Origin of the sequence: Methylotuvimicrobium sp., assembly GCF_050611805.1 — a bacterium.
GTDB lineage: Bacteria > Pseudomonadota > Gammaproteobacteria > Methylococcales > Methylomonadaceae > Methylotuvimicrobium.
This window is the reverse complement of sequence record NZ_JBNGHF010000043.1, coordinates 1-22,135: the sequence shown is the minus strand read 5'-3', so window position 1 is coordinate 22,135 and position 22,135 is coordinate 1. Positions and strand designations below refer to the sequence as shown.

The 22,135-nt window shown below is 47.6% G+C and carries 15 protein-coding genes; 14 read left to right on the top strand and 1 reads right to left on the bottom strand.

What is annotated here, in order from left to right; all coding sequences use genetic code 11:
• Positions 1 to 50 precede the first annotated feature (50 nt).
• The 11 genes from murB to ACRJJO_RS17100 all read left to right on the top strand — a co-directional run bounded on the left by murB (position 51) and on the right by ACRJJO_RS17100 (position 16,620).
• Positions 51 to 944 (top strand): UDP-N-acetylmuramate dehydrogenase, encoded by an 894-nt coding sequence (gene murB / locus ACRJJO_RS17150; RefSeq protein ID WP_431066862.1) that lies wholly within the window; start codon positions 51 to 53, stop codon positions 942 to 944.
• Positions 941 to 1,873: a D-alanine--D-alanine ligase gene (locus tag ACRJJO_RS17145; RefSeq protein ID WP_431066861.1), complete on the top strand. Its 933-nt coding sequence runs from the start codon at positions 941 to 943 to the stop codon at positions 1,871 to 1,873. The genes murB and ACRJJO_RS17145 overlap by 4 nt, the downstream gene beginning before the upstream one ends.
• A 6-nt stretch (positions 1,874 to 1,879) precedes the next feature.
• Complete coding sequence (locus ACRJJO_RS17140) at positions 1,880 to 2,620, top strand: cell division protein FtsQ/DivIB (protein WP_431066860.1); 741 nt, start codon at positions 1,880 to 1,882, stop codon at positions 2,618 to 2,620.
• 35 nt (positions 2,621 to 2,655) lie between these two features.
• A complete protein-coding gene (gene ftsA, locus ACRJJO_RS17135) occupies positions 2,656 to 3,882 on the top strand; it encodes a cell division protein FtsA (RefSeq protein WP_431066859.1) in 1,227 nt (408 codons plus the stop codon).
• 35 nt (positions 3,883 to 3,917) lie between these two features.
• Complete coding sequence (gene ftsZ / locus ACRJJO_RS17130; RefSeq protein ID WP_404358203.1) at positions 3,918 to 5,075, top strand: cell division protein FtsZ; 1,158 nt, start codon at positions 3,918 to 3,920, stop codon at positions 5,073 to 5,075.
• Between the two features lie 332 nt (positions 5,076 to 5,407).
• On the top strand, positions 5,408 to 6,331 hold the full coding sequence (gene lpxC / locus ACRJJO_RS17125) for a UDP-3-O-acyl-N-acetylglucosamine deacetylase (protein ID WP_431066858.1): 924 nt from the start codon (positions 5,408 to 5,410) through the stop codon (positions 6,329 to 6,331).
• Between the two features lie 1,230 nt (positions 6,332 to 7,561).
• Positions 7,562 to 9,292, top strand: a complete 1,731-nt coding sequence (locus ACRJJO_RS17120) for an oxygenase MpaB family protein (protein ID WP_431066857.1) — start codon at positions 7,562 to 7,564, stop codon at positions 9,290 to 9,292.
• Between the two features lie 604 nt (positions 9,293 to 9,896).
• Complete coding sequence (locus tag ACRJJO_RS17115; RefSeq protein WP_431066856.1) at positions 9,897 to 13,346, top strand: response regulator; 3,450 nt, start codon at positions 9,897 to 9,899, stop codon at positions 13,344 to 13,346.
• A gap of 61 nt (positions 13,347 to 13,407) precedes the next feature.
• Entirely contained in the window at positions 13,408 to 14,352 is a 945-nt protein-coding gene (locus tag ACRJJO_RS17110; protein ID WP_431066855.1) for a GGDEF domain-containing response regulator, read from the top strand.
• A 599-nt stretch (positions 14,353 to 14,951) separates the two neighbouring features.
• Positions 14,952 to 16,001, top strand: a complete 1,050-nt coding sequence (locus tag ACRJJO_RS17105; protein ID WP_431066854.1) for a type I glyceraldehyde-3-phosphate dehydrogenase — start codon at positions 14,952 to 14,954, stop codon at positions 15,999 to 16,001.
• Between the two features lie 352 nt (positions 16,002 to 16,353).
• Positions 16,354 to 16,620: a hypothetical protein gene (locus ACRJJO_RS17100; protein ID WP_341327385.1), complete on the top strand. Its 267-nt coding sequence runs from the start codon at positions 16,354 to 16,356 to the stop codon at positions 16,618 to 16,620.
• A gap of 87 nt (positions 16,621 to 16,707) precedes the next feature.
• Here ACRJJO_RS17100 and ACRJJO_RS17095 read toward each other — a convergent pair whose 3' ends face one another.
• Positions 16,708 to 17,562 (bottom strand): RibD family protein, encoded by an 855-nt coding sequence (locus tag ACRJJO_RS17095; RefSeq protein WP_431066853.1) that lies wholly within the window; start codon positions 17,560 to 17,562, stop codon positions 16,708 to 16,710.
• Between the two features lie 616 nt (positions 17,563 to 18,178).
• Between ACRJJO_RS17095 and ACRJJO_RS17090 the strand changes: the two genes are divergently transcribed.
• From ACRJJO_RS17090 to ACRJJO_RS17080, 3 genes are all read left to right on the top strand, one after another.
• Complete coding sequence (locus ACRJJO_RS17090) at positions 18,179 to 18,520, top strand: DUF2956 domain-containing protein (RefSeq protein ID WP_431066852.1); 342 nt, start codon at positions 18,179 to 18,181, stop codon at positions 18,518 to 18,520.
• 649 nt (positions 18,521 to 19,169) lie between these two features.
• Positions 19,170 to 20,129 carry a multicopper oxidase domain-containing protein gene (locus ACRJJO_RS17085; protein ID WP_431066851.1) on the top strand — a complete coding sequence of 320 codons (960 nt, stop codon included), beginning with the start codon at positions 19,170 to 19,172 and terminating at the stop codon, positions 20,127 to 20,129.
• Positions 20,130 to 20,165: 36 nt separating this feature from the next.
• Complete coding sequence (locus tag ACRJJO_RS17080) at positions 20,166 to 21,986, top strand: hypothetical protein (RefSeq protein WP_431066850.1); 1,821 nt, start codon at positions 20,166 to 20,168, stop codon at positions 21,984 to 21,986.
• The last annotated feature ends 149 nt before the right edge of the window (positions 21,987 to 22,135 follow it).

Here is a 22,135-nt window from a genome sequence, read left to right as displayed (position 1 = left end):
GTGATTAAAAAAGGTGTCCAAGATACGATGAAAAACGCAATCATTGAGCGATGAAATCAGTGCGTGATGAAATAAAGGGGCAATTGCTTGCTCATGAAAAATTAGCCAAATATACCAGTTGGCGTGTAGGCGGCGAGGCCGACTGGATGTTTATACCACAGGATAAACAAGATCTGATCAACTTTATAAAGTCGCAGCATGGCAGAGAGCCGCTTTTTTGGTTGGGTCTAGGCAGTAATTTGTTGGTTAGGGATGGCGGCATTCGCGGGACGGTCATCAATACGCGTAACCGGCTAAAGAGCATGAGTAAAAAAGATGGATCTCGCGTATATGTCGAAGCCGGCGTTCCTTGTGCATTAATCGCCAGATATTGCGGCGAACAAGGCATGGTTGGCGCCGAATTCCTAGCGGGTATTCCCGGTACTCTCGGCGGTGCGTTGAAAATGAACGCGGGGGCTTTCGGTGGTGAGACCTGGGCTATCGTTGACAGCGTTGAAACGGTTGATGCGTTCGGACAAGTCAGACAACGCAACCGCCCGGATTACGACATAGCCTATCGTTCGGTATCGGGGCCGGCGCAAGAATGGTTTTTGTCTGCCGAGTTGAGACTGGAATCTGGGAATGTCGCCGAGAGCCAGCAAAAAATAAAGATATTGTTGGAACGACGCAATCAGACACAACCGACCAACCAGCCGAGTTGCGGCTCGGTATTCAAAAATCCGCCGGGCGATTTTGCCGCTCGGCTGATAGAAGCATGCGGATTGAAAGGCTACCGTATTGGAGGCGCCGAAGTATCGGCCAAGCACGCTAACTTCATCGTCAATACAGGCGGTGCAAACGCGGCGGATATCGAAGCGTTGATCGGTTATGTCCAAGACACCGTAGAGACAATGCAGGGGATAAGATTGCTAACAGAAGTTTGTGTGGTGGGTGAATCTTTATGAAGCCGACTCAAATAAAACAATCCGGACAATTCGGGCGCGTGGCCGTGCTCATGGGAGGTACGGCAGCCGAGCGTGAAATTTCATTGATCAGCGGCGCGGCGGTGTTTCAGGCATTGAAAAGCCAAGGTTTAGATGTTGAGGCCGTTGATGTCACCGGCAGTGCAATTGATGCACTGAACGGCGTCAAAGCGGACCGCGTCTTCAATATTATTCACGGCCGCGGTGGCGAGGATGGTGTGTTACAAGGCGTTTTAGAAGCGATGCATTTGCCTTATACGGGTAGCGGCGTATTAGCTTCAGCCTTGAGTATGGATAAACTGCGCACAAAACTATGTTGGCAGGGTTTAGGCTTGCCGACACCGAAATGGTTTTTATTGAAAAGCGAAAACGATGCGCAAGCTTGCATAGAAAAGCTTGGCTTACCGCTTATCGTTAAGCCAGCCTTGGAAGGTTCCAGCATCGGCATGAGCAAGGCGAATAGCTTAACGGAATTGATTGAAGCTTATCGTCTGGCTATGCAATCCGGGTGCGATGTCTATGCAGAGGCCTGGGTTAGCGGCAACGAATATACGATCGCGGTATTGAACGGGGAAGCGCTGCCTGTTATTCGCCTAGAAACGCCGAATGTGTTTTACGATTTCGAAGCGAAATATAGAGCGAATACCACTCGCTATCATTGCCCATGCGGACTAGATGCAGAGACGGAACAGCGTCTTCAAGCATTGGCGGTGTCGGCTTGCGAGGCGCTGGCGGTTGAAGGTTGGGCGCGGGTTGATGCGTTCATCGATAATTTCGGTCAAACGCAGCTGATTGAAGTCAATACAGTGCCCGGCATGACCGATCACAGCTTAGTGCCGATGGCCGCCAAACAGGCAGGAATAAGCTTTGAGGAATTGGTATGGCGAATTCTCGAAACGAGTTACGGATAAGGAATCATGCGAGGTTCCGGAATTATAGCGAGTGCCTTGATACTGATAGGCATAACGTGGGTCGTATGGAGCAATCTGAAAAATTACGAAGCGCATGCTACTGCCATCAAATACGTAAGGACGGAAGGGGTTTTTCAATATATTAGCAAAAGCGAAGTGAAGGAAATATTGTTGCCTCTGGTAAAGACGGGTTTTTTTTCTGCCGATATCGAGGCGATCAAGGAAGCGGTCGAACAAATGCCTTGGGTCGATAAAGTCAGCGTCAAAAGAGTTTGGCCCGATGCGATTGATATAAAAGTATATGAGCAGGCAGCTGTAGCACGCTGGGGGAAGATCGGCTTACTCAATTCTCGTGGAGAGGTGTTTATCCCGGCGAATGTCGACCGCTTCGATCATTTACCGATGTTGGTGGGGCCTTCCGGGCAGCAGCAAAAAGTACTGGAGATTATGAAAGGCATCAGCACAACGTTAGCCGATCGGGCCTTAGGGTTAAGCGAATTCGTTATTGATGAAAGGCGATCATGGCGGATTCTGTTGAGTAATGGAACGGAGGTTTTGTTGGGCAGGAAGGAGCAACTTAAAAGTTTTCAGCGATTTTTGAAAACACTGCAATTGTTTGAGCCGGAGCAAATCGATGCGATGGCCAAAGTCGATTTAAGATATCCAAACGGATATACCGTGTTGTGGAAGCCGGATGCTAAAGCAATAGACTGGAAAAAAATGGCCGCCGAGCGGCGACAGTCCTAACAGACGAAGATAAGAGCGTTGTAAGAGTTTATATAATGGCAAAAAAATCAGATCGAAATGTAGTAGTCGGGCTTGATATAGGAACTTCCAAAGTCGCGGCTATTGTCGGCGAATATACGGACGGCGGAGAAATGGAAGTCATCGGTATCGGATGTACCACCTCAAGAGGTTTGAAAAAAGGCGTCGTGGTCAATCTGGAGTCGACCGTGCAGTCGATTAGGCGAGCTGTCGAGGAAGCTGAGCTGATGGCCGGTTGCCATATTACCTCGGTATTCGCTGGAATCGCCGGCGGCCATATTCGCAGCCTCAATTCGCACGGTATCGTTGCGATAAAGGAAAAAGAAGTGACGCAATACGATATCGATCGAGTGATAGATTCGGCACGAGCGGTTGCGATTCCGGCCGATCAGAAAATCTTGCATATTTTGCCGCAAGAATTTGTGATTGATCTACAAGACGGTATCAAAGAGCCGATCGGAATGTCGGGTATTCGACTCGAAGCGAAAGTCCATATGGTGACCGGCAGCGCCAGCGCCGCGCAAAACATCATCAAATGCATACGCCGCTGCGGACTCGAAGTCGACGATATCGTTTTGGAGCAGCTGGCGTCTTGTAATTCGGTGTTAACCGAAGATGAAAAGGATTTAGGGGTCTGTTTGATCGATATCGGAGGCGGCACGACCGATATCGCGGTATTCGCAAACGGCGCGATTAAGCATACGGCTGTGATTCCGATAGCCGGCGACCAGGTGACTAACGATATCGCGGTAGCCCTGAGAACGCCGACCCAAAACGCCGAACAAATCAAGCAGAAATACGCCTGCGCATTGACGCAATTAGCGAATACCGAACAGTTAATTGAAGTGCCGAGTATCGGGGATCGAGCTCCGCGCAAGATATCGGTGCAAAATCTCGCGGAAATTATCGAGCCGCGTTATGAAGAATTGATGCTGCTAGTGCAAGCGGAATTAAGACGTAGCGGATACGAAGAAATGATAGCTGCAGGCATCGTGGTGACGGGGGGAAGCTCGAAAGTAACGGGATTGATAGAGTTAGCCGAGGAGATTTTTCATATGCCAGTTCGCATGGGGGTGCCACAACATGTGTCAGGATTGACCGATGCGGTGAAGAACCCCGTTCATTCCACAGGGGTTGGGTTGTTGCTCTATGGGAAAGAGCATAGAGGAAGTTATGAAGGACTCGATGTCGAAAACACCGGGTTCATCGGCAAGATAAAGAAATGGTTTCAGGGTAATTTTTAAGAACAAAAAATTGTGATTTTGTAAGGGGAATCGAAATGAAATACGAGTTGTTGGATATCGGCGCTGAAAATGCCGTGATAAAAGTTATTGGGGTCGGCGGTGGCGGCGGAAACGCGGTCAACCATATGGTTGAAAAACAGATCGACGGCGTACAATTTATTTGTGCCAATACGGATGCTCAGGCATTGAAGAAACTTAATGTCGATACGATCATTCAATTAGGCGCGGAATTAACAAAAGGTTTGGGCGCGGGAACCGATCCAAATGTGGGCCAGCAAGCCGCCGAAGAAAATCGGGATAGGATTCGCGAAGTTATACAAGGTGCCGACATGGTGTTCTTGACAGCCGGCATGGGTGGCGGAACCGGGACTGGCGCGATTCCGATTATTGCCGAGATCGCCAAAGACTTGGGGATTTTAACCGTGGCGGTCGTGACCAAGCCGTTTCACTTTGAAGGCAAAAAGAAAATGGCGGTCGCCGAACAAGGTATTGTCGCATTGGAAAAATATGTCGATTCGTTGATAACGATCCCGAATCAAAAACTACTGCCGGTATTGGGTAACAATATTTCGTTGATGAGCGCCTTCAGTGCCGCCAACAATGTGCTATTAGATGCGGTTCAAGGCATTACTGAATTGATTACCCATCCGGGTATGATCAATGTCGATTTTGCCGATGTTAGAACCGTGATGTCGGGAATGGGAGCCGCAATAATGGGTACCGGTTCCGCATCCGGCGAAAATAGAGCGAGAGAAGCGGCAGAAAAAGCCATTGCCTGTCCATTGTTGGAAGACATCAATCTACAAGGCGCGCGCGGCATCTTAGTTAACATCAGTGCCGCCGATATGATGATTTCCGAATTCGATGAGGTTGGTAATATCGTTCATGAGTTCGGAGCAGAGGACGCCATTATCAAAATCGGTACCGCGATCGACCCAAGCCTAGGCGATGAAATCAAGGTGACCGTCGTCGCAACCGGCATGGGCTCGCAACCTGCAGCAGTCGCGGCACCGATCAAACTAGCGGTCAAACAAGCCGCTGTGGATAATGACTATACCAACTTTGAGAAGCCAACCGTGATTCGCCAAAACCGGCCGGAGCCGCGTAACACACGTTTCGGTGCGCAGCCGAAAAAAGACGTCGACATGGACTATTTGGATATTCCAGCGTTTTTGAGACGGCAAGCCGATTAATCCGGAGCCGGCGGGTAGAATGGGTATCTGCACCCTTAGCACTTCAAATTCAGGTATGCGTTTCCACGTTAAAGCGTGGGAGCGTATACTTGTCTCACCGCGACCAAGGTAGTGCTTCTCACGGGGAGGGAGAGGAAACCAGAGCGTGACAATCTTGGATAATTTAGGTGCTGGGCCTTAGACGGGCATCCCGGTGCCGAATTTTGATCTCCGATGGGTAATATAAAAGTCGTAAAAATGGCCGTGTGAAGTATGCCTAGCTTTATTACTTAGAACAGTATCAAATTGTGTTAAAATTCGGCGTTTTGCCCCATTTATTTGGCATTACTGATATGATAAAACAGCGTACGTTAAAAAATACTATTCGGGCGACGGGTGTCGGTTTGCACACCGGCGATAAGGTTTATTTGACTTTGCGCCCGGCAGAGCCGAATACGGGCATTCGGTTTCGCAGAGTGGATTTAGAAGAGCCGGTCACAATCGATGCCACACCCGAAAATGTCGGCGAAACGACCTTGTCGACAACTCTCGTACAAAATAATATTAAGATATCGACAATAGAGCATCTATTATCGGCATTCGCCGGGCTCGGCATTGATAATGCGATCATAGATCTTAGTGCTCCCGAGGTGCCGATTATGGACGGAAGCGCAGGGCCTTTCGTTTTCTTGCTTCAATCCGCCGGCGTCGAAGAACAGGATAGCCCGAAGCAATATATTCGTATCAAACGTCCGATTCGGGTCGAAGAAGACGATAAATGGGCGGCTTTCGAGCCTTTCAACGGTTTCAAAGTAACGTTTACGATCGATTTCGAGCATCCCGCTTTCAAAGATCATTTGAAAACGGCCGTTATGGACTTTTCATCGACAACTTTCGTCAAGGAAGTCAGTCGAGCTAGAACTTTTGGTTTCATGAAAGATATCGATATGCTCAGGCAAAATAACTTGGCTTTGGGCGGCAGTCTCGACAATGCCATCGTGGTCGACGACGACAAAATTCTCAATGAAGATGGTCTGCGTTATGCCGATGAATTTGTTAAGCACAAAATTCTCGATGCGATCGGCGATCTATATTTACTCGGCCACAGTCTAATCGGCGAGTTCATTGGCTATAAATCCGGGCACGGATTGAATAACAAGCTGTTACGCGCTTTGCTGAAAGATCGTGATGCTTGGGAGATGGTGACCTTTGACGACGAAAACGATGCACCGATTTCATTTATGCGTTCCGCAGAGACATTGGTTACGCCGACATAATCGATACTTTTATAGCCCGAAAGATGTCATTGGATAAGGCTTCTTTGCAATTTCAAGTTGATGATTAGACGGCAGCATTCGCTGAAAAACTTGGAAACGGAGCGTTAGCGAAGTGAAGATTTTTAGTCCCCGATAGCCGTAGCGCCGGGTGTTTTGCCGGAGTCTGCGCGACTAGCGCAGGCGGAGGCAAAATACAAGGCATCGCGACACGGCGTCAAGCCATTTGTGGGAGTGCTACGGAGCCGCATCGAGTTGACGATGATGTGGCGTAGTGGCACGGACGCAGGGCGAATCGGGGCCGCCGAAGGCAATAATCGCCAAGCAATTTTTCGCTGCTGAAATCGGACGGACCCCATTTCAGCTTTCGCGAAAAATCTTGGCGCGCTTGCATTTTTTGGCTGTAACCTGCGCTACAACCGCAAACAACTCCACAAAAACCAACACTCCAGACAAAAAATGAGGCCATAAAAGCTGCATTACAAGAGTAAGAATATTTGAGCACAATCGAATCGACGATCGATTTGCTCTTATCCTACCTAAGCCAACCCCTCTTCGGAATGTGACGAATCGCCGCGCGGCGGACTGTTGCGTTCCCTCACGATAAAACCGTCCACAACGCTCTAGGCCGATTCCGCCGGCCGGTTTGTTTTCCGACATGACTGGGTCGAGTACAGAATGTTGATCGCTGCCTATCTCTAGCACCATAACTTTTCATCCTAAATTCGGTAGTTCAAACATGAAGAACATGAAGTTCATATAGTATTTCAATGGTTTTTCCTAAAACTTTGAATGACAATTTAGGTGAGTAAAAATGATTTGCATAGGCAAAATAAGCTATTGAATTAAATTATTATTCTTCATGATCTTCATGGTGAAATGCTTTTTAGGATAAAAGATCGGAGGGCAAGTCTTACATTTTACATTTAGACCTTTGTATTCTGTTTTGACATTCAATTCAAATGGGTGTCCCTTTTATGTCAACATTTCAATCATAGGCTATGATTGGATCGGTTGAGTGAAGGTATTTCAGCCGGCATCGTTTCAGTCCGGTATTCGAGACCCTTTCATCTATTTATACCTTTCGCATTTCAAATTTCGGCAATGCCTGAGGAGGCGCCGTGAAGGCTCTGCCAGCATGCTGCTGGGCCTTGACGGGCACCCTGCGCCGAATTTTGATCTACGGGTATATTAACAAAAACAATAATTGCGATATTGGTGGGGAGGATGATTATGCAGAAATGGCAATCGATCGATTTGGATGCCTACCGGCAAACCGGCGATCCAGACGTCGATCGCTTGGTCGCCGAAGTGTTGTCCGATCAGGAAGGCGAATCGTCCGGCAGGTTTGCTTACAATGCGTTACTTTTGCTTGCCGACAAATTAATTGAAGCGCCGGAATTGTCCGTCATCGAGGACTCCAGGTTGAGCCGCCAGTTGAAATCGATGCCGAAACCATTGGCCGATTACTACGATCCGATAGAGGCGCCCGACTGGGTCGATCCGTCTAAACTGGCTCTAGGCGCCAAGCTATGGCAGGACAATACGCTGATCACGCTCATCACGTTATATGCCGCTAGTTTGCCGGCGTGTTATTTGATGAAAAACGGTATTCCGGCGCTCTATCAAACCGAAAAGCTGCGCGAGAAAAAATATATATTTCAGCGCATCTACGAAACGGGTTTGATGCTGGCTGCGACGATGGATCCGGGCGGTATCAAAATTGTCGAGGATGCCGAATTCGAGGACGATCGATTGCTCCTTGAGGTATTACAAAAACTAGATGAAGAAGGGGTGTGGCAGCGACAGGGGGGGAGCTGTTGCCGGACTGCCGGAAATCCGGATATCCCACTCGATCTTTCATTGATCCAGGCGGAAATCGAGAAATTACGCGGTAAACCTAAGCGTTATTTATGGGGTAAAGGCTATATTGCCGCTAAAAAAGTCCGGTTTTTACATGCATCGATGCGCTTTATGCTCACTCAGCCGGGAAACTGCCGCCCTTGGGGCAATAAAGAGAATCCCCTGTCGCTGGCTGAAACCATGAGCCACCGAAAGTCGCCATGGGACACCAAGCGATACGGCGTTCCGGTCAATCAAGAGGATTTAGCCTATACCTTGCTAACTTTCGGGTTGGTCATCCCTAGGGGGCTTGAAACCTGGGGATTACCACTTAGCCTTGAGCAAAAAGAGGCTTTTCTGCATTTATGGCGTTTGATCGGCTACATCATGGGCGTCGATCAGACGTTATTGACCGATAATTGGGATGAGGCGCTAGCTCTTTATGAGGCGATACAGCAGAGGCAAGCAGGATCTTCCGATGAGGGAGTCGTTCTGACCGAAGCGCTGATGGGATTTCTTGACGATTATATGCCTCATTTACCGGGATTAGCGCACCGGCTCTCGGCAGCGATGATCATCAATCAACTAGGGATGGAGCATGCAGCCTTCATTTTAGATGAAACGCTAATTAAGGAAACTCGTAAGTTTTGGCGGTGGCCGATATATAAAGTTGCTGCAAAATCTTTTCGCGGCTATTTGATCATGCGGGAGAAGGTATTCAAACGATTCAAACATCTCGGCGGTTTGACCGCTAACCGTATTCATGAGGCTAGCGAGTTATTGATCGACAGTTGGCGGGACGGTTATCGTCGAAAGCCTTTTTTCGTACCGGCCAATGCTTCGACATGGGTTCGCGCTTCGGGAGTCGATGAAGACTTTTTAAGTTTATTACGGCAATGGCGACGTAAATTATTCGCGAATATCGGTATTGGTTTATTGTTCTTGAGCATTGCAGTGTTTGGACTAACGGCATCGGTGCCGATCGGTTTGATTTCGGGATGGGCGGCATTTAAAGCAGCTTTGATTATTGCGTTATCGTCATGGGGTATTTCGCTAGCATGGATGCAGTTCAGACTGCCGGTCGTATTCAAGATGAGGCCTGATACCGAGGACTTTTTTTAGCGCCTATCGGTAACAATAGAACACGGCTACTCCGGATCCGGCAGATGGGGGCTGATTCCAAAAAATGTCATTTATTTTTTACCATGAAGAGCATGAAGAGCATGAAGGGCTTGAAGATACAGCGCTTTCAATTTTATCCAGCCTTAATATTTACCGAGCATAAGCTGTTGAATGTTATAGAAAAAGAAATATTATTGCACTGCAAAGCCATTTTTGGCGCGTTTTTTAATTCTTATGATTCAATAATATAGGCCGTAGGCACTACATTTGTTAAAGCTGGGTTAAATGAGTTACTAACCGTTAATAGCCTATGACATCATTATTGCCTCCGGAGTGCTGGCTTTGTTTTGAAATTTTTCAGTCATTAACTGGATTTGAAATCGTTGTATGACCGCATTGAGTTCATCTGTGATACTGGGACAGTTAATAAAGCACTCAATTCTCTTGCCTTCATTATCTTCATGCCCTTAAAAACAAGCTATAAACATTGTGCTGTATTAGCACCCCGACAGATGTTTCCGAAGTGGTTAAAAAATCAGATATGCTACCAGTTAGCGTCATCCGTGTTTTTTGTCTTTTTTATTTAGTGGAGTGATGGTTGCAAATGCCTGTCCAAAAACCGGTTTGGAGTCAGTTACCCAAATTGGCTGCTAAATTAGCCGCCTTTGATCAAGCGCCGGTCGCTAATTTATGGGTCGACGCGTCAGGGGCTATCGGCTATGCCAATGAACGTTTTTTACAAACTTTCGGTTTCGCCGATAACGAATTGAGCGGTATGTCATTGGATCGTTTAATTCCGTCGCTCGATGTCGATCAATGGCGGGAAGAGTGGTGGCCGCTTATCGGGAAGGATCGCTATCTTCCGGTTTTTCCTTTGTCTTGGCGACACAGCAGAGGGATTCGCATGGAATATACCGCGTCGGTGTCCCAAGTCGAGGTTTCCGGTTTGAGTTTTGCGGCATTTCATTTATGGCCCAAATCCTTACAGCAAAGCAATAGCGCTAAATTAGCTCAAAGCGATGTGTTAAGTGTTTTGCAATGTTTGGGTGAAAGTGTTTGCTTGCTGGATGATTTGGGTGTGATTCGTTTTGCCAATCCGGCGTTATGTAAGTTGGTCGGCGGTTCTGAAGCGGATCTGATTGATGTTCCTCTTCTTGAAATCGTATCGCCGGCAAAGTCGCATTTAACCAGGGTTTGGGATGTGTTACGGAAAAAAAAGTCCGAAACCGAATGCGAATTTGAAAATCTAGTCGGAAATTCGTTGCATGTGCGTATGACATCGGTACCCTTGCAAGCGAATGAGCAAGGTTTAGCTAGTTATTTGGTCAGTTTTGTCGACATTACCGAACAAATTAAAGTAGCTCGTCAGTTGGAGGCTCAAAATGCTAGCTACGAGCGCTTGGCATCCAATGTACCCGGATTCATTTATAAATTTCGGATGACGCCGGAGGGCGTTTTTTCGTTTCCTTATGCAAGCCGAGGTTGTAAGGAAATATTCGGCGTCGAGCCGGCTGCTGTCGCAAATGACGCCACTCCTATTGTACATACGATACATCCGGACGATCTGCCCGGATTTCAAAGTAGCGTTTTGGATTCTGCAATTCATTTATCCCCTTGGAATTTCGAAGCACGCCAGATGACGGCTAACGGCGAATGGAAATGGTTTCATGCCGCTTCTAGGCCGCATTTACAGGATAACGGAGATATTATCTGGGAAGGCTTGGTCATGGATGTGACTGCCCGCAAGCGATCCGAGGAAGAATTGGCCAAGGCAAAATTGGCTGCAGAAGTCTCGGCAAAAGCAAAAGCTGAATTTTTGGCGAATATGAGCCATGAAATCCGGACGCCGCTCAATGCGATCATCGGTCTGAATCGCCTGGTGCTTAAGTCGGAACTGAATGAAGTGCAACGGGATTATTTGCACAAAGTTCAGCTATCTTCGGAAAATCTGCTCGGCATTATCAATAATATTTTGGACTTTTCCAAAATTGAATCGGGCAAGCTCGATGTCGAGCATGTCGAATTCAATTTAGATGCGGTATTGGAAAATATCGGCACGATGCTCGAACCGGTCGCGGCTGAGAAACACTTGGATTTGTTGATCGATCGCGGCCTGGGCGTGCCATTATGCATGATCGGCGACTCGTTACGCTTGATTCAAGTACTGACCAATTTGTGCAGCAATGCCATAAAGTTTACCACACGAGGCGAAGTCGTTATTTCGGTCAAAACGGAGGGAGACGATCAATTGCGCTTTAGCGTCAAAGATACCGGAATCGGCTTATCCGAAAAGCAAAAAAGTCGGATTTTCGATTCGTTTACGCAGGCTGATAGTTCGACAACACGCCATTTCGGCGGAACCGGCTTAGGCTTGACGATCAGTAAACACTTGGTCGAAATGATGGGGGGAGAGCTCGGTGTCGACAGTGCCGAAGGAGCCGGAAGCGAGTTTTATTTTACACTGCCTCTGAATGTCGTTCCCGATAGCAAGCCTGTCGATCATATTCCGGCCGAATTGGAAGGCTGGCATGTATTGTTGATTTGCGAAAATGAAACAGCCTGCGGGATATTCGAAACGATGCTGCGCGATCTGCGTTTTAATGTGACCCTGTGTTCTCTCGGAAAAATGAAATTACAGGACATATTGCGGGAACATCAAGATTCCGAGCAGTCCACGCTGGAATTGGTTTTGCTGGATTGGAAAATGAATGACGCCGATAAGGCGGATATTCTTAAAGCTTTGGAAACGAGTGCGTTCGGGAAAAAGACACCGATCATCATCAATGTTTCGTCGCTCGAAGCCGAAAGTATCAAGAAGGTATCGAGACAATTCGCTAATATTACGCTGATGAATAAGCCGAGCACGCCGTCTTGTCTGATGGATGCGATCTTAAATGCTTGCGGTAAGGAGGCATTGATTGAAAACCTTAAAAATCGCCATGATACGGCAAACGCACTATTTTACGAAGCAGCGGTACGAGGAATTCGAGTATTGATTGTCGAGGACAACGAAATCAATCAGGAGGTTGTGCGCAAAACGCTGGAAAGTGCCGGTGTTGTCGTTGATATTGTCAACAATGGATTGGAAGCGGTGAACCGACTTCGGCAATACGCCGACGAGCCGATATATAATGCCGTGCTGATGGATTTGCAGATGCCGGAGATGGACGGTTATGAAGCGACGACGATTCTGCGTAAGGATTCGCGTTTCGATAAGTTGCCCATTATAGCGATGACGGCGCATACAATCGAATCGGACCGGCAGCAATGTTTGGCGACCGGCATGCAAGATCACATCGGTAAGCCGATCGATCCTGAACAGTTATTTTCGAAACTGGCCCGATGGACGGTATTGAGCGGGGATCATGAGTCACCCGTATTGCCTGAAAACCAGGCCCCGACAACGGCGGAGTCGAGTGACCGTTTGCCGGCGCTGGCTTCCATCGAGACCGTTAATGTCCAATCGGCCTTGCGTTTATTGCAGGACGATGATTCTCTATTACTCAAACTATTGCTTAAATTCGCAGACGAACAGCGCTACGCAGCGGATTCGGTCGCGGCAATGTTGGCCGAAGAAAAGCCGGAAAATGCAGCCGATAAAGCGCATCTAATTAAAGGAGTGGCCGGCAATCTTCATATTTTGAAGGTTTTCGAGACCGCCGCTCAATTAGAATCTGAGTTGCGGCAGTCGGACGCGTCGATGGTTGATGAAGCACTCTCTAATTTTGCTTACGAAATGAATCGATTTGTCGAGGAAATGGACGGTTGGCGACAGTTAAGCGATACTTCAGGTCTCGTCGAAGAGTCGCGGAATTGTTCGGAAATGACAACCGAGGTCGTCAATGAAACCGTGGCATTATGCGAGCGTTTGATCGATTTTCTGGAAGCGAATAATTGGCAGGCAGAAGATTGTTTAGATGAGCTTGAATTACGGATGGGCGGCGGATATGCTCAAGAATTGGCAATAATAAAAAATTATTTGATGGATCTTGATTTTGCCGTGGCTGCCGATTGCGTTAAAGAATTGAGGGACCGTTTACGTACGTCGATTTAAGTTTAACGCTAATGACGCATTCACAATCCTGAGCAGCCGGAAACTACAAAGGTAAAACACCATGACCGAGCCCGATACCATGCAAACGATACTGATCATCGACGATGCCAAGGAAAATATCGTCGTACTTTCAAGGCTATTGAAATCGCAGGCTAATATTATTTTTGCGTTAAGCGGCGAAGAAGGCTTGAAAATAGCAGGCACGAATTTACCTGATTTGATTTTGCTGGATATTTCGATGCCTGGGCTCAACGGTTTCGAAGTGTTGGAGCATTTAAAGCAATCTCAGACCACAGCTGACATTCCGGTTATTTTTATTACCGGTATTCCCGATGCCGAAACCGAGGAAAAAGGCTTGAATCTCGGTGCTGTCGATTACATTACCAAGCCTTTTTCCTCGGCCGTAGTCAAGGCAAGGGTAAGGCATCAATTAAAATTGCAACGATTGACGACGGCATTGAAAGAAGCTAATACCCGCCTGACACAATTAGCAATGAGCGACCCGCTAACCGGCGCGTATAATCGGCGTTATTTTTTGGACGCGCTCAAGAAAGAGCTCGAACGCGTGCAAAGATATCGGCATCCCAGCATTTTGATGGTATTCGATATCGATCGATTCAAAAGCATTAACGATAACTATGGGCATGACATCGGCGATAAAGTGATCATAGAAATGGTTAAAGTCAGTACGACGATGCTTCGAAAAAACGATACTTTCAGCCGTTTCGGCGGTGAGGAGTTTACGATTTTGTTGCCGGAGACTCCATTGGCCGAAGCCTCGCAAATCGCGAACCGCTTATGCCTGCAAATTGCCCGGACAACAATCGAATCCGACAATAAAGCCTTTTCGTTTACGGTCAGTTGCGGCGTGACCCAATTGCGCAATGATGATACGTCTCCGGATTCGATAATAAAAAGAGCAGATGTCGCGCTTTATCGAGCCAAACAGAGTGGACGCAACCAAGTGGTCATTGCCGATGATACAGAGCCTTCGGTATCGAATTGATCGTCTATAAGCAACCTAATATGGATATGGCTAATGGGCGCGCTGTCTACCGGCTTTTGGGCTATGTGTTTATACTCATCGTAGATGAAAATTCGGCCTCGGGGTGCCCGTCAAAGGACGCCGTGAATACGTCCATGTAGGCTCTATGCCAGCTCCATGCTGGCAAAGCCTTTACCGAGCACCCCGAGGCCTCCTCCGGTACTGCCGAAATTTGAAGTGCGAAAGGTATATAATTCAAGGCTATGTTCGCGTTAATAGTTGATACTTTATGAACTGAAAGCCAACATGAAACCCAAGGATACAACTCTTAGTCACTTTCCTTTTTTCAATATCACGCCAATGGTTGAAAGGAGGGTACGGTTGCTCGATTGACAGGTGTCGGCAGCAGGGAGCTGCCGTCAAGCCTACATGGACGTATTCACGGCGTCCTGTCAAGCGAGTAATCGTACCCTCTGCTACGCTCAGTGTATCGGAAAGCAATCATTGGCTATTTCCTAATGGGTTTATTTAGAGTAGGAAAGAGGACCGTTTCAACTGCTAACGCGAACATAGCCTAATTCAAGACCGGTAGACATCATAATAATAACAAAGGGGGTAAGATGAGTTTACGAGTTGGTATTGTCGGTCTCGGTCGTATAGGTCGAGGCATGCTGCGTGCAAATTACGCCGAACTGACCTCCGGGCGTTTCGATATCCAAGTCATGTGCGACGTGATGTCGGTGGATCAGGTCGCTTACCTATTGTCGCACGATAGCACTTACGGCAATCCTCCCTTTAGTTTAGACTGCGACGGCAATAACTTGATCGTGGCCGGTAAGACGATACATTACCAACGAGTCGATAGACGCCGTGCTTCGCCGGATGAAGACAGCTTCGGACATCTGCGTAAGTACGAGCTCGATGTATTGTTCGATGCGACCGGTACCGCCACAATTGAAGATTTACGTTCGATCATCAAACATAAAGTCGCAAAAAAAGTCGTTTGTACCACCAATATATCCGGTTGTGATTTGAGTATGGTATACGGCGTCAACGACAATCAATACGACCCGGATCGTCATCATGTGATTTCGGCGAGTACTTGTACCGGCAATGCGTTAGTGCCGTTGTTTTCGATTCTGGAAAAACATATCGGCATCGATTACGCGAGAATCATTACCATTCATCCCGCCCTATCCGATCAGCGTGTACTAGACGGTTATCATGCGACTTCTCATCTCGGTAGATCCAGTGCAGTGTCGATTTTGCCGACCAAGACCAATGTTGCCCATTCGGCTGCGTTGGTGCTGCCGGTACTCCAGGGTAAGCTCGATTCGCTTTCCTACCGAATTCCCACCGCAATCGTATCGGTTATCGATCTGACCGCCAATTTATCGAGAGATACGTCGCGCGAAGAGTGCGTAGAGTTGTTCGAACATCATGCTCGGACCGATATGGCAGGGATAATTCATTGTGACTACGGAGCCTGGGGTCATGAAAAAGCCAGTATCGATTATCTAGGGCTACCGTATTCGGCTGTCTTGGTAATGAACCATTTGACGCTTAGTAGCGGCCGGTACTTGGGGCTTTCGTTGATGCACGATAATGAATTGGCCTATTGTTCGCGCGTGATTGACGTATTAGGCGTGTTGAACCGTGGCGGTCTTTGATATACCCATCGCAGATCAAAATTCGGCACCAGGGTGTCCGTCAAAGAACGCCGTGAACCCGGCACCTAAATTATCCAAGATAGTTAACCATAGCCAATGGGCTATGGAATTTAGGTGCTGGGTGAATACATCCCTGTAGGCTCTATGTCAGCTCCATGCTGGCAAAGCCTTTGCCGCACACCCTGGCGCCTCCTCAGGCACTGCCGAAATTTGAAGTGCGAAAGGTATAGATCACGACCGAAGAAAGCCATGACTTGAAGCGATAAGATTGGATTGATCTTAAGAGTCGGGGTATAGTCCAATCTTGATCGACTGATGTAATTGATTAACCAAGTAATTTAAAGAGGGTATTATGGGCTTACTACAAGAATTAAATAAATTTGCCGAGGGTTTGGAGCAATTAAGGGACGAGGTCAAAATTCAACTCCATTTGGCAAGCTTGGAATCCAAGCAGGAATGGGAGCGGGCCGAAAAGCAAAGAGATCATTTTTTAGCCGAGCTGAACAAAATTAGCAAGGAAACCAGCGGGAGTAAGGAAGGATTGATCGAAAAAGCGGAAATAATCGGCGAAGAATTGAAATCTACTTACCAGCGTATTAAAGATAGATTATCCGAGTGATCAATCATAGCCAATGAGCTCTTGAGTTGAGACGCCGGATCGTTGCTTGGCGCGCACTCCGGCGACGGAATTCGGCTAGCAACAAATTTACTTTCCTGAGACATAAGAATAGGGCAGACTGAATTGGGCAAAAAACTGACCTGCGCCGGCGGGAGAGCCCAATTCCAAGAATAGCGATTCGAGTTTTAGATTTCCTACTTGTCCTAATGCGGAACCGGTCAGTAAGGTACGAAAATCATTGCCACCCATCAATTGATGGGTGAGCGTCAGATACAGCCTCGATAATTGTTTGTCCCGAACTACGGTATCAAGCATTTTCGGGCCGGCTATCAAATAAATGCTTTTGAGCCCAAGGCTTGCCAATATTTTAACTAAAGGTGCGCCTTCGACCATCCTGTCGGTTCCGGCAGATAAAATCGGAAATCCTTGTTCTTGCCAATAGCGAATGCGTTCCGGCGACGAATTCTTTCCGGTGGCGATATAGACCGATTGTCTTGTTTCTAGCAGACTATTATGAATGGGAAAATTCAAGCTAGCGCTAGCAATAACGATTGCAGGTTGCTCGGGTAAACCGTTGATGCGCCGCCATTCGAGCAAATCTTTGTCCGTGACCTGCAAAATATTGCCTAATCGTTTTTCGCCCAATGCGCGCATGTAGCCGCCATGTGTTATCAGACAATCGGCTTGTGCATGCAACTCCATGAATAAACTGAAATCGGAAGCCGTCGTTAAATGCTTCGGAATATAGGAAAGGCCTTTATCAATGTCCTCTAGTGCGATACGCCCGTCTAAGCTGGAAAGAAAGTTAGCATAGACGAAAGGCAATCCCGGACGTCCTAATTCATGGACTCTATGCGTCAAATACAAGCCATTGATAGGCACTTCCTGGGATGGGGGAGGATAAAGACGTAAGAGTTTTTTTGTTGAGTCGTTTCGAGTCATGATTTACCGTAAGACTTAATAGCAAGTAAAGGCTGTCGATTATCCCCCGAACCGAAACAAAAGAGCATAAAGCAAATAGACGATTTCTTGTAAACGGCAGGTCTAAGGAATATACACAAAATAACTTCTACGAGGTAATTGTTCAGCGCGATGGCAACATCCCGCAATCGCGGGAACTCTGTAGGGTACGCTGTGCGTACCATGAACGACCCCGCCAATATTATACTCATCGTAGATGAAAATTCGGCCTCGGGGTGCCCGTCAAAGGACGCCGTGAATACGTCCATGTAGGCTCTATGCCAGCTCCATGCTGGCAAAGCCTTTACCGAGCACCCCGAGGCCTCCTCCGGCACTGCCGAAATTTGAAGTGCGAAAGGTATAATCCAAACCCTTGTGGTTTGATCTGGCTAGGGTTTCGGACCTTAGGTACGCGCAGCGTACCCTACAATTTATGCATAACGATGAGCGTAGAGCGTCGAAGCGAGAATGGCGGGGGGCTGAATAGTTAATCTACGAAGGGTATAAATTACAAATGAATAACAAGTTATTGAATTAACTTTTTATTCCTCATGACCTTCATGGTGAAATGCTTTTTCTAAGATAAAAAATACAGAACATGGCCAAAAACATTAAGCAAAAACCATCTCCGGAAACTCAAGCGGAGGCGCTTAAAATCGCCAAGGCGACGCAACGACCTGCGCAAACCAAAGAACAGACCAAATTGATTGCCCAAGGAATCGAAAAAGGCATCGATCTTTACAAGAAGCAGCAAAAGGAAAAGGCGAGAGAGTTGAGCCGGAAGCTCAAGAAAGTTTCCGGTCAACAATCGGATTCTGCCGGGTCTGAAAATCAGACTATTGTTGAGCGGGTCGTTTACCGGCAACACTGGTTGCCTTGGTTATTATTGGTTCTGAGTTGGTTGGGGTGGGGATTTTATTTTTTTATTTTCCAACAGTAGGCGAGCGCTCTTGCCAAATTGTTAATGCCTGTTTTTCAAGCTGCCACGGTCCTCCGCTTGTCATAATACGCAAATCCCACGCCTATTATTCTAAATTCGGCAAGCACTCCACGCAAATCACGAAATACACGAAAGTAACCCTGCGGTTACATACTCCCATCTGATCGTAAAAGCGTCTCATTGTCGCCGAACACGAGTTACCGACCCATCACAAAGCTCATAGTTACAGGGCTTTATTTATCGCGAAATCCTTAGAAACAAGCGCTGCCAAAAAGTCTGTCGCCTTACTGCTGCGTATGCGAAAGGTCGTAAAAGTATCGAATCGATAGAAAACTTATGCAATATATATATTGTATAAGTTTCATTATTATGACATAGTGGCTTCACCCGGCGTTTTTCAAGAACCGATTATTCAGTCGAAAGTCATTTTTTTATTCGATTGCCGGATGTTTCGGTTAATGGAAATCGCAGGTTTCGATGTCGGGATTTTTAGAGGGTGAATTCATGCCTTCCGATTGTGATATCGACCGAGGTGTCGGAGACTGATGAGGATTGATGTCCGTCAATGCTTAGGCGAAACGGCTTGTCCCTTATTTTTATGCAAAACAACAAGTCTTCGGTAACTTTTTAATTCAATGAGGCAATCGATATGTATAAAACACTAGCAGTCTCTATGTTTGCCGGGTTGATGGCATTTTCCATGCTTGCTGGAGCCGAGACAGGGTCTGTTCATTTGATCACACTGAAAGCGGTGGCTCTGGACTCCGGTCAATTAGCCTATCAAATGGTCAAGCACAAGATTAAAAGCCCTTCCGGTAAAGTCGAAGACATCACGCAACGTTACAGTCAGGAGGCATCGATACCGGGGCCGGCTATCGTTATGACCGAAGGCGATAAAGCAGAAGTCACCTTGGAACACGGCATCAAAAGTTCCAGCGATCCGGTCAGTATTCATGTTCATGGCGTACATTACAAAATCGACAGTGACGGAACCATGAAAATACTAAATCACGTTAACGACCAAGCAGCTTTTCCAGGTAAACCTTACACCTATAAATGGACGGCTGCAGTAGGCACGGCGGGTACTTGGCCTTATCACGACCATACTTTCGGTAATCCTATGTTAGGTGCCGAAGACAAAGGTTTATATGGAACGTTGATTATCAATCCGAAAAGCGGCAAGGTGCCGGCCCTGATCGACGGCAAAGTTCAAAACGTGGCTATAAAAGATATTAAGCGGGACTTTATTCTGTGGATGCATGAAACCACGTTCTGGGGCATGGAAGTCAATAATATCGCGAACCGTCAAGTACCGCTTTGGACTAATCCCACACTAGGCGCTCGTGAGAACGAACTGGTTCGTTTCCACGTCATCGGTATCGGCACAGGTTTTCATACCTTTCATCTTCATGCCCATCGCTGGATTCAACCCGGCACGACACATATCGTCGATACCTTCAATATCGGGCCGATTCAACGCGAATCGTTCGTAGTCAAGGCCGGCGAAGGCGTCGGTCCGGGCATGTGGCATTACCACTGCCATGTATTGCAACACATGCAGAGCGGCATGATGGGCGGGTTCAAAGTCTTCGAATCGGCCAGAAATTAATCCTAAAACAAATATAAAAATTGGAAGGTGAATATCATGAAGAGCTACAAGAAAACTTATTTAGCAACGATGATTGCCGGCATTATGTTGAGCTGGAATGCCCAGGCGGCTAAAGCCGACTTGGATGACGCTATCCTAAGCACGCCGGGTTTGATGCCTTCGGCAACCTTGGAAATGACCGACGAGCCCGGTTTGTGGTTTAAAGACCCGGTAGACGGAGATGCCTTGGTGGTGATAAAGCCGGGGCAAGCGGTACAAATAAAAATGGGCGATACCCGAACGGAACACACCATAACCAGCTTGCTTTGGCCAGCGGGAGCGAAGGATTTTCCGATCGATCAAGAACAACCGTCTAACGTGAGTATTACTGAAGCTTTGAACTCGCCGGGGCTTTATGTCTTTACCTGTAAAGTTCATCCTTATATGTTCGGTGCCGTCGTGGTCGACGATCCGGCAACCGAAGGTCTCGATATCGGCTCCGAACTGGCCTTGGTGACCGGCATAAAAGTCCCGGCCGATAGCGATATCGCCAAGCGTTTGCTGCGGACCTTTTTCGTGGTTACCACGCCGGACTTATGGCGCGATTATCGGGAGCCGGAATGGAAAGTGAACCTTCCGGATATACCCTTGAATATCAAAGGCCAAACCATCAGTCTCAGCGCATTGAGCTTGTCCATGCCGAATAAGTTGTTCAATCCCAAAACGCCCGGTGTCGGCGAGGTTTGGGTGAATACCCAATTTGAAATGATCGAAGGGAAAACGAAGCCCGGTTCGGCGACCCGTATCGACGCGGCTAACTGGAAATTGGTCAACAAAGTCAAGGGCGTCGAGCAAGATCTAAATCACCCGCATAATATGTGGTCCGATAAGCGCTATCAATATATTTATCAGACGCAATGGTTCGATAAAAGACTGATGACCTTCGAGCGCGATAGCGGTAAAGTGACCAGTAACGTCGAAGTCGGTGAATCGCCATCGCATGTTTTGACGCGTCCCGGTGATGATAATCTGTATGTCGCGATCAACAATAGCGAGCATGTCGTTAAAATGAAAGGCGGCAGCCGCCCTGCTGCAATCAAAAGCATCAGCACCGGGAAAAATAGCGGACCTCATGGGCATTTTATTACCGATGACGGAAAATATATGGTGACCCCGAATGCCTTGGCAAGTAGCGTGTCGGTCGTCGATCTCGACACCGAAAAAAATACCATGATTCCGACCGGAGGCATCATTCCGATCGCGGTTTGGGGAATGCCTGACGGTCAACGCGCCTACGCCGCCAATCTGTTGGGGACGCCGCCGCTGTTAAGCAGTTTGACGGTTATCGATATTCCGGGCAAGAAGAAATTGTCCGACATCGACCTGGCCGCCGATTACGACCCGATTTCCGGAAAAATCAGCGGCGAGGCATACGGCTTGTTGCCGATACAAACGCCGGTTAGCCCGGACGGTAAGTATGTGGTGACCGCGAATACCTTGAGCATGAGCATCACGATTGTCGATACCGGAACGAATAAAGTCGTTAAAAGCTTGCCTTGCGAGGCGGGTTGTCATGGCGTTCATTTCGGCATGAAAAAAGGCGGCGGTTACTATGCTTATGTTGCCAGCAAATTCGCGAACAACTTGATAGTTGTGGATATGGACAAGCTCGAATTGGCCGGCAATATTTTGTTGGCCGATAGTAAAGATAGCAGTATAAAAGCCCATAACGGCATGGGCGGGCAGGGCGTGCTGCCGTTGCCGTTGGTTGAACACGGCTATTTGGCGCAAACCTTGAAATTGAGCGGAAAAAAAGAGCTGAGTCCGCAAGTGGAAGGCTGGTTAAAGCAATTAACTAAGGAACAAAAAGGGATTTGATTTGCTGATTGCAGATCAAAATTCGGCACCGGTGGGCCGTCAAAGGTCGCCGTGAATCTCGATTTTGCATAACGCCATGGATGGCATGAAGTTACCTGATTAGCAAGTTTCTTCAGCTAAAGCCCAAAGATCAGCATATCCTTAGCAGG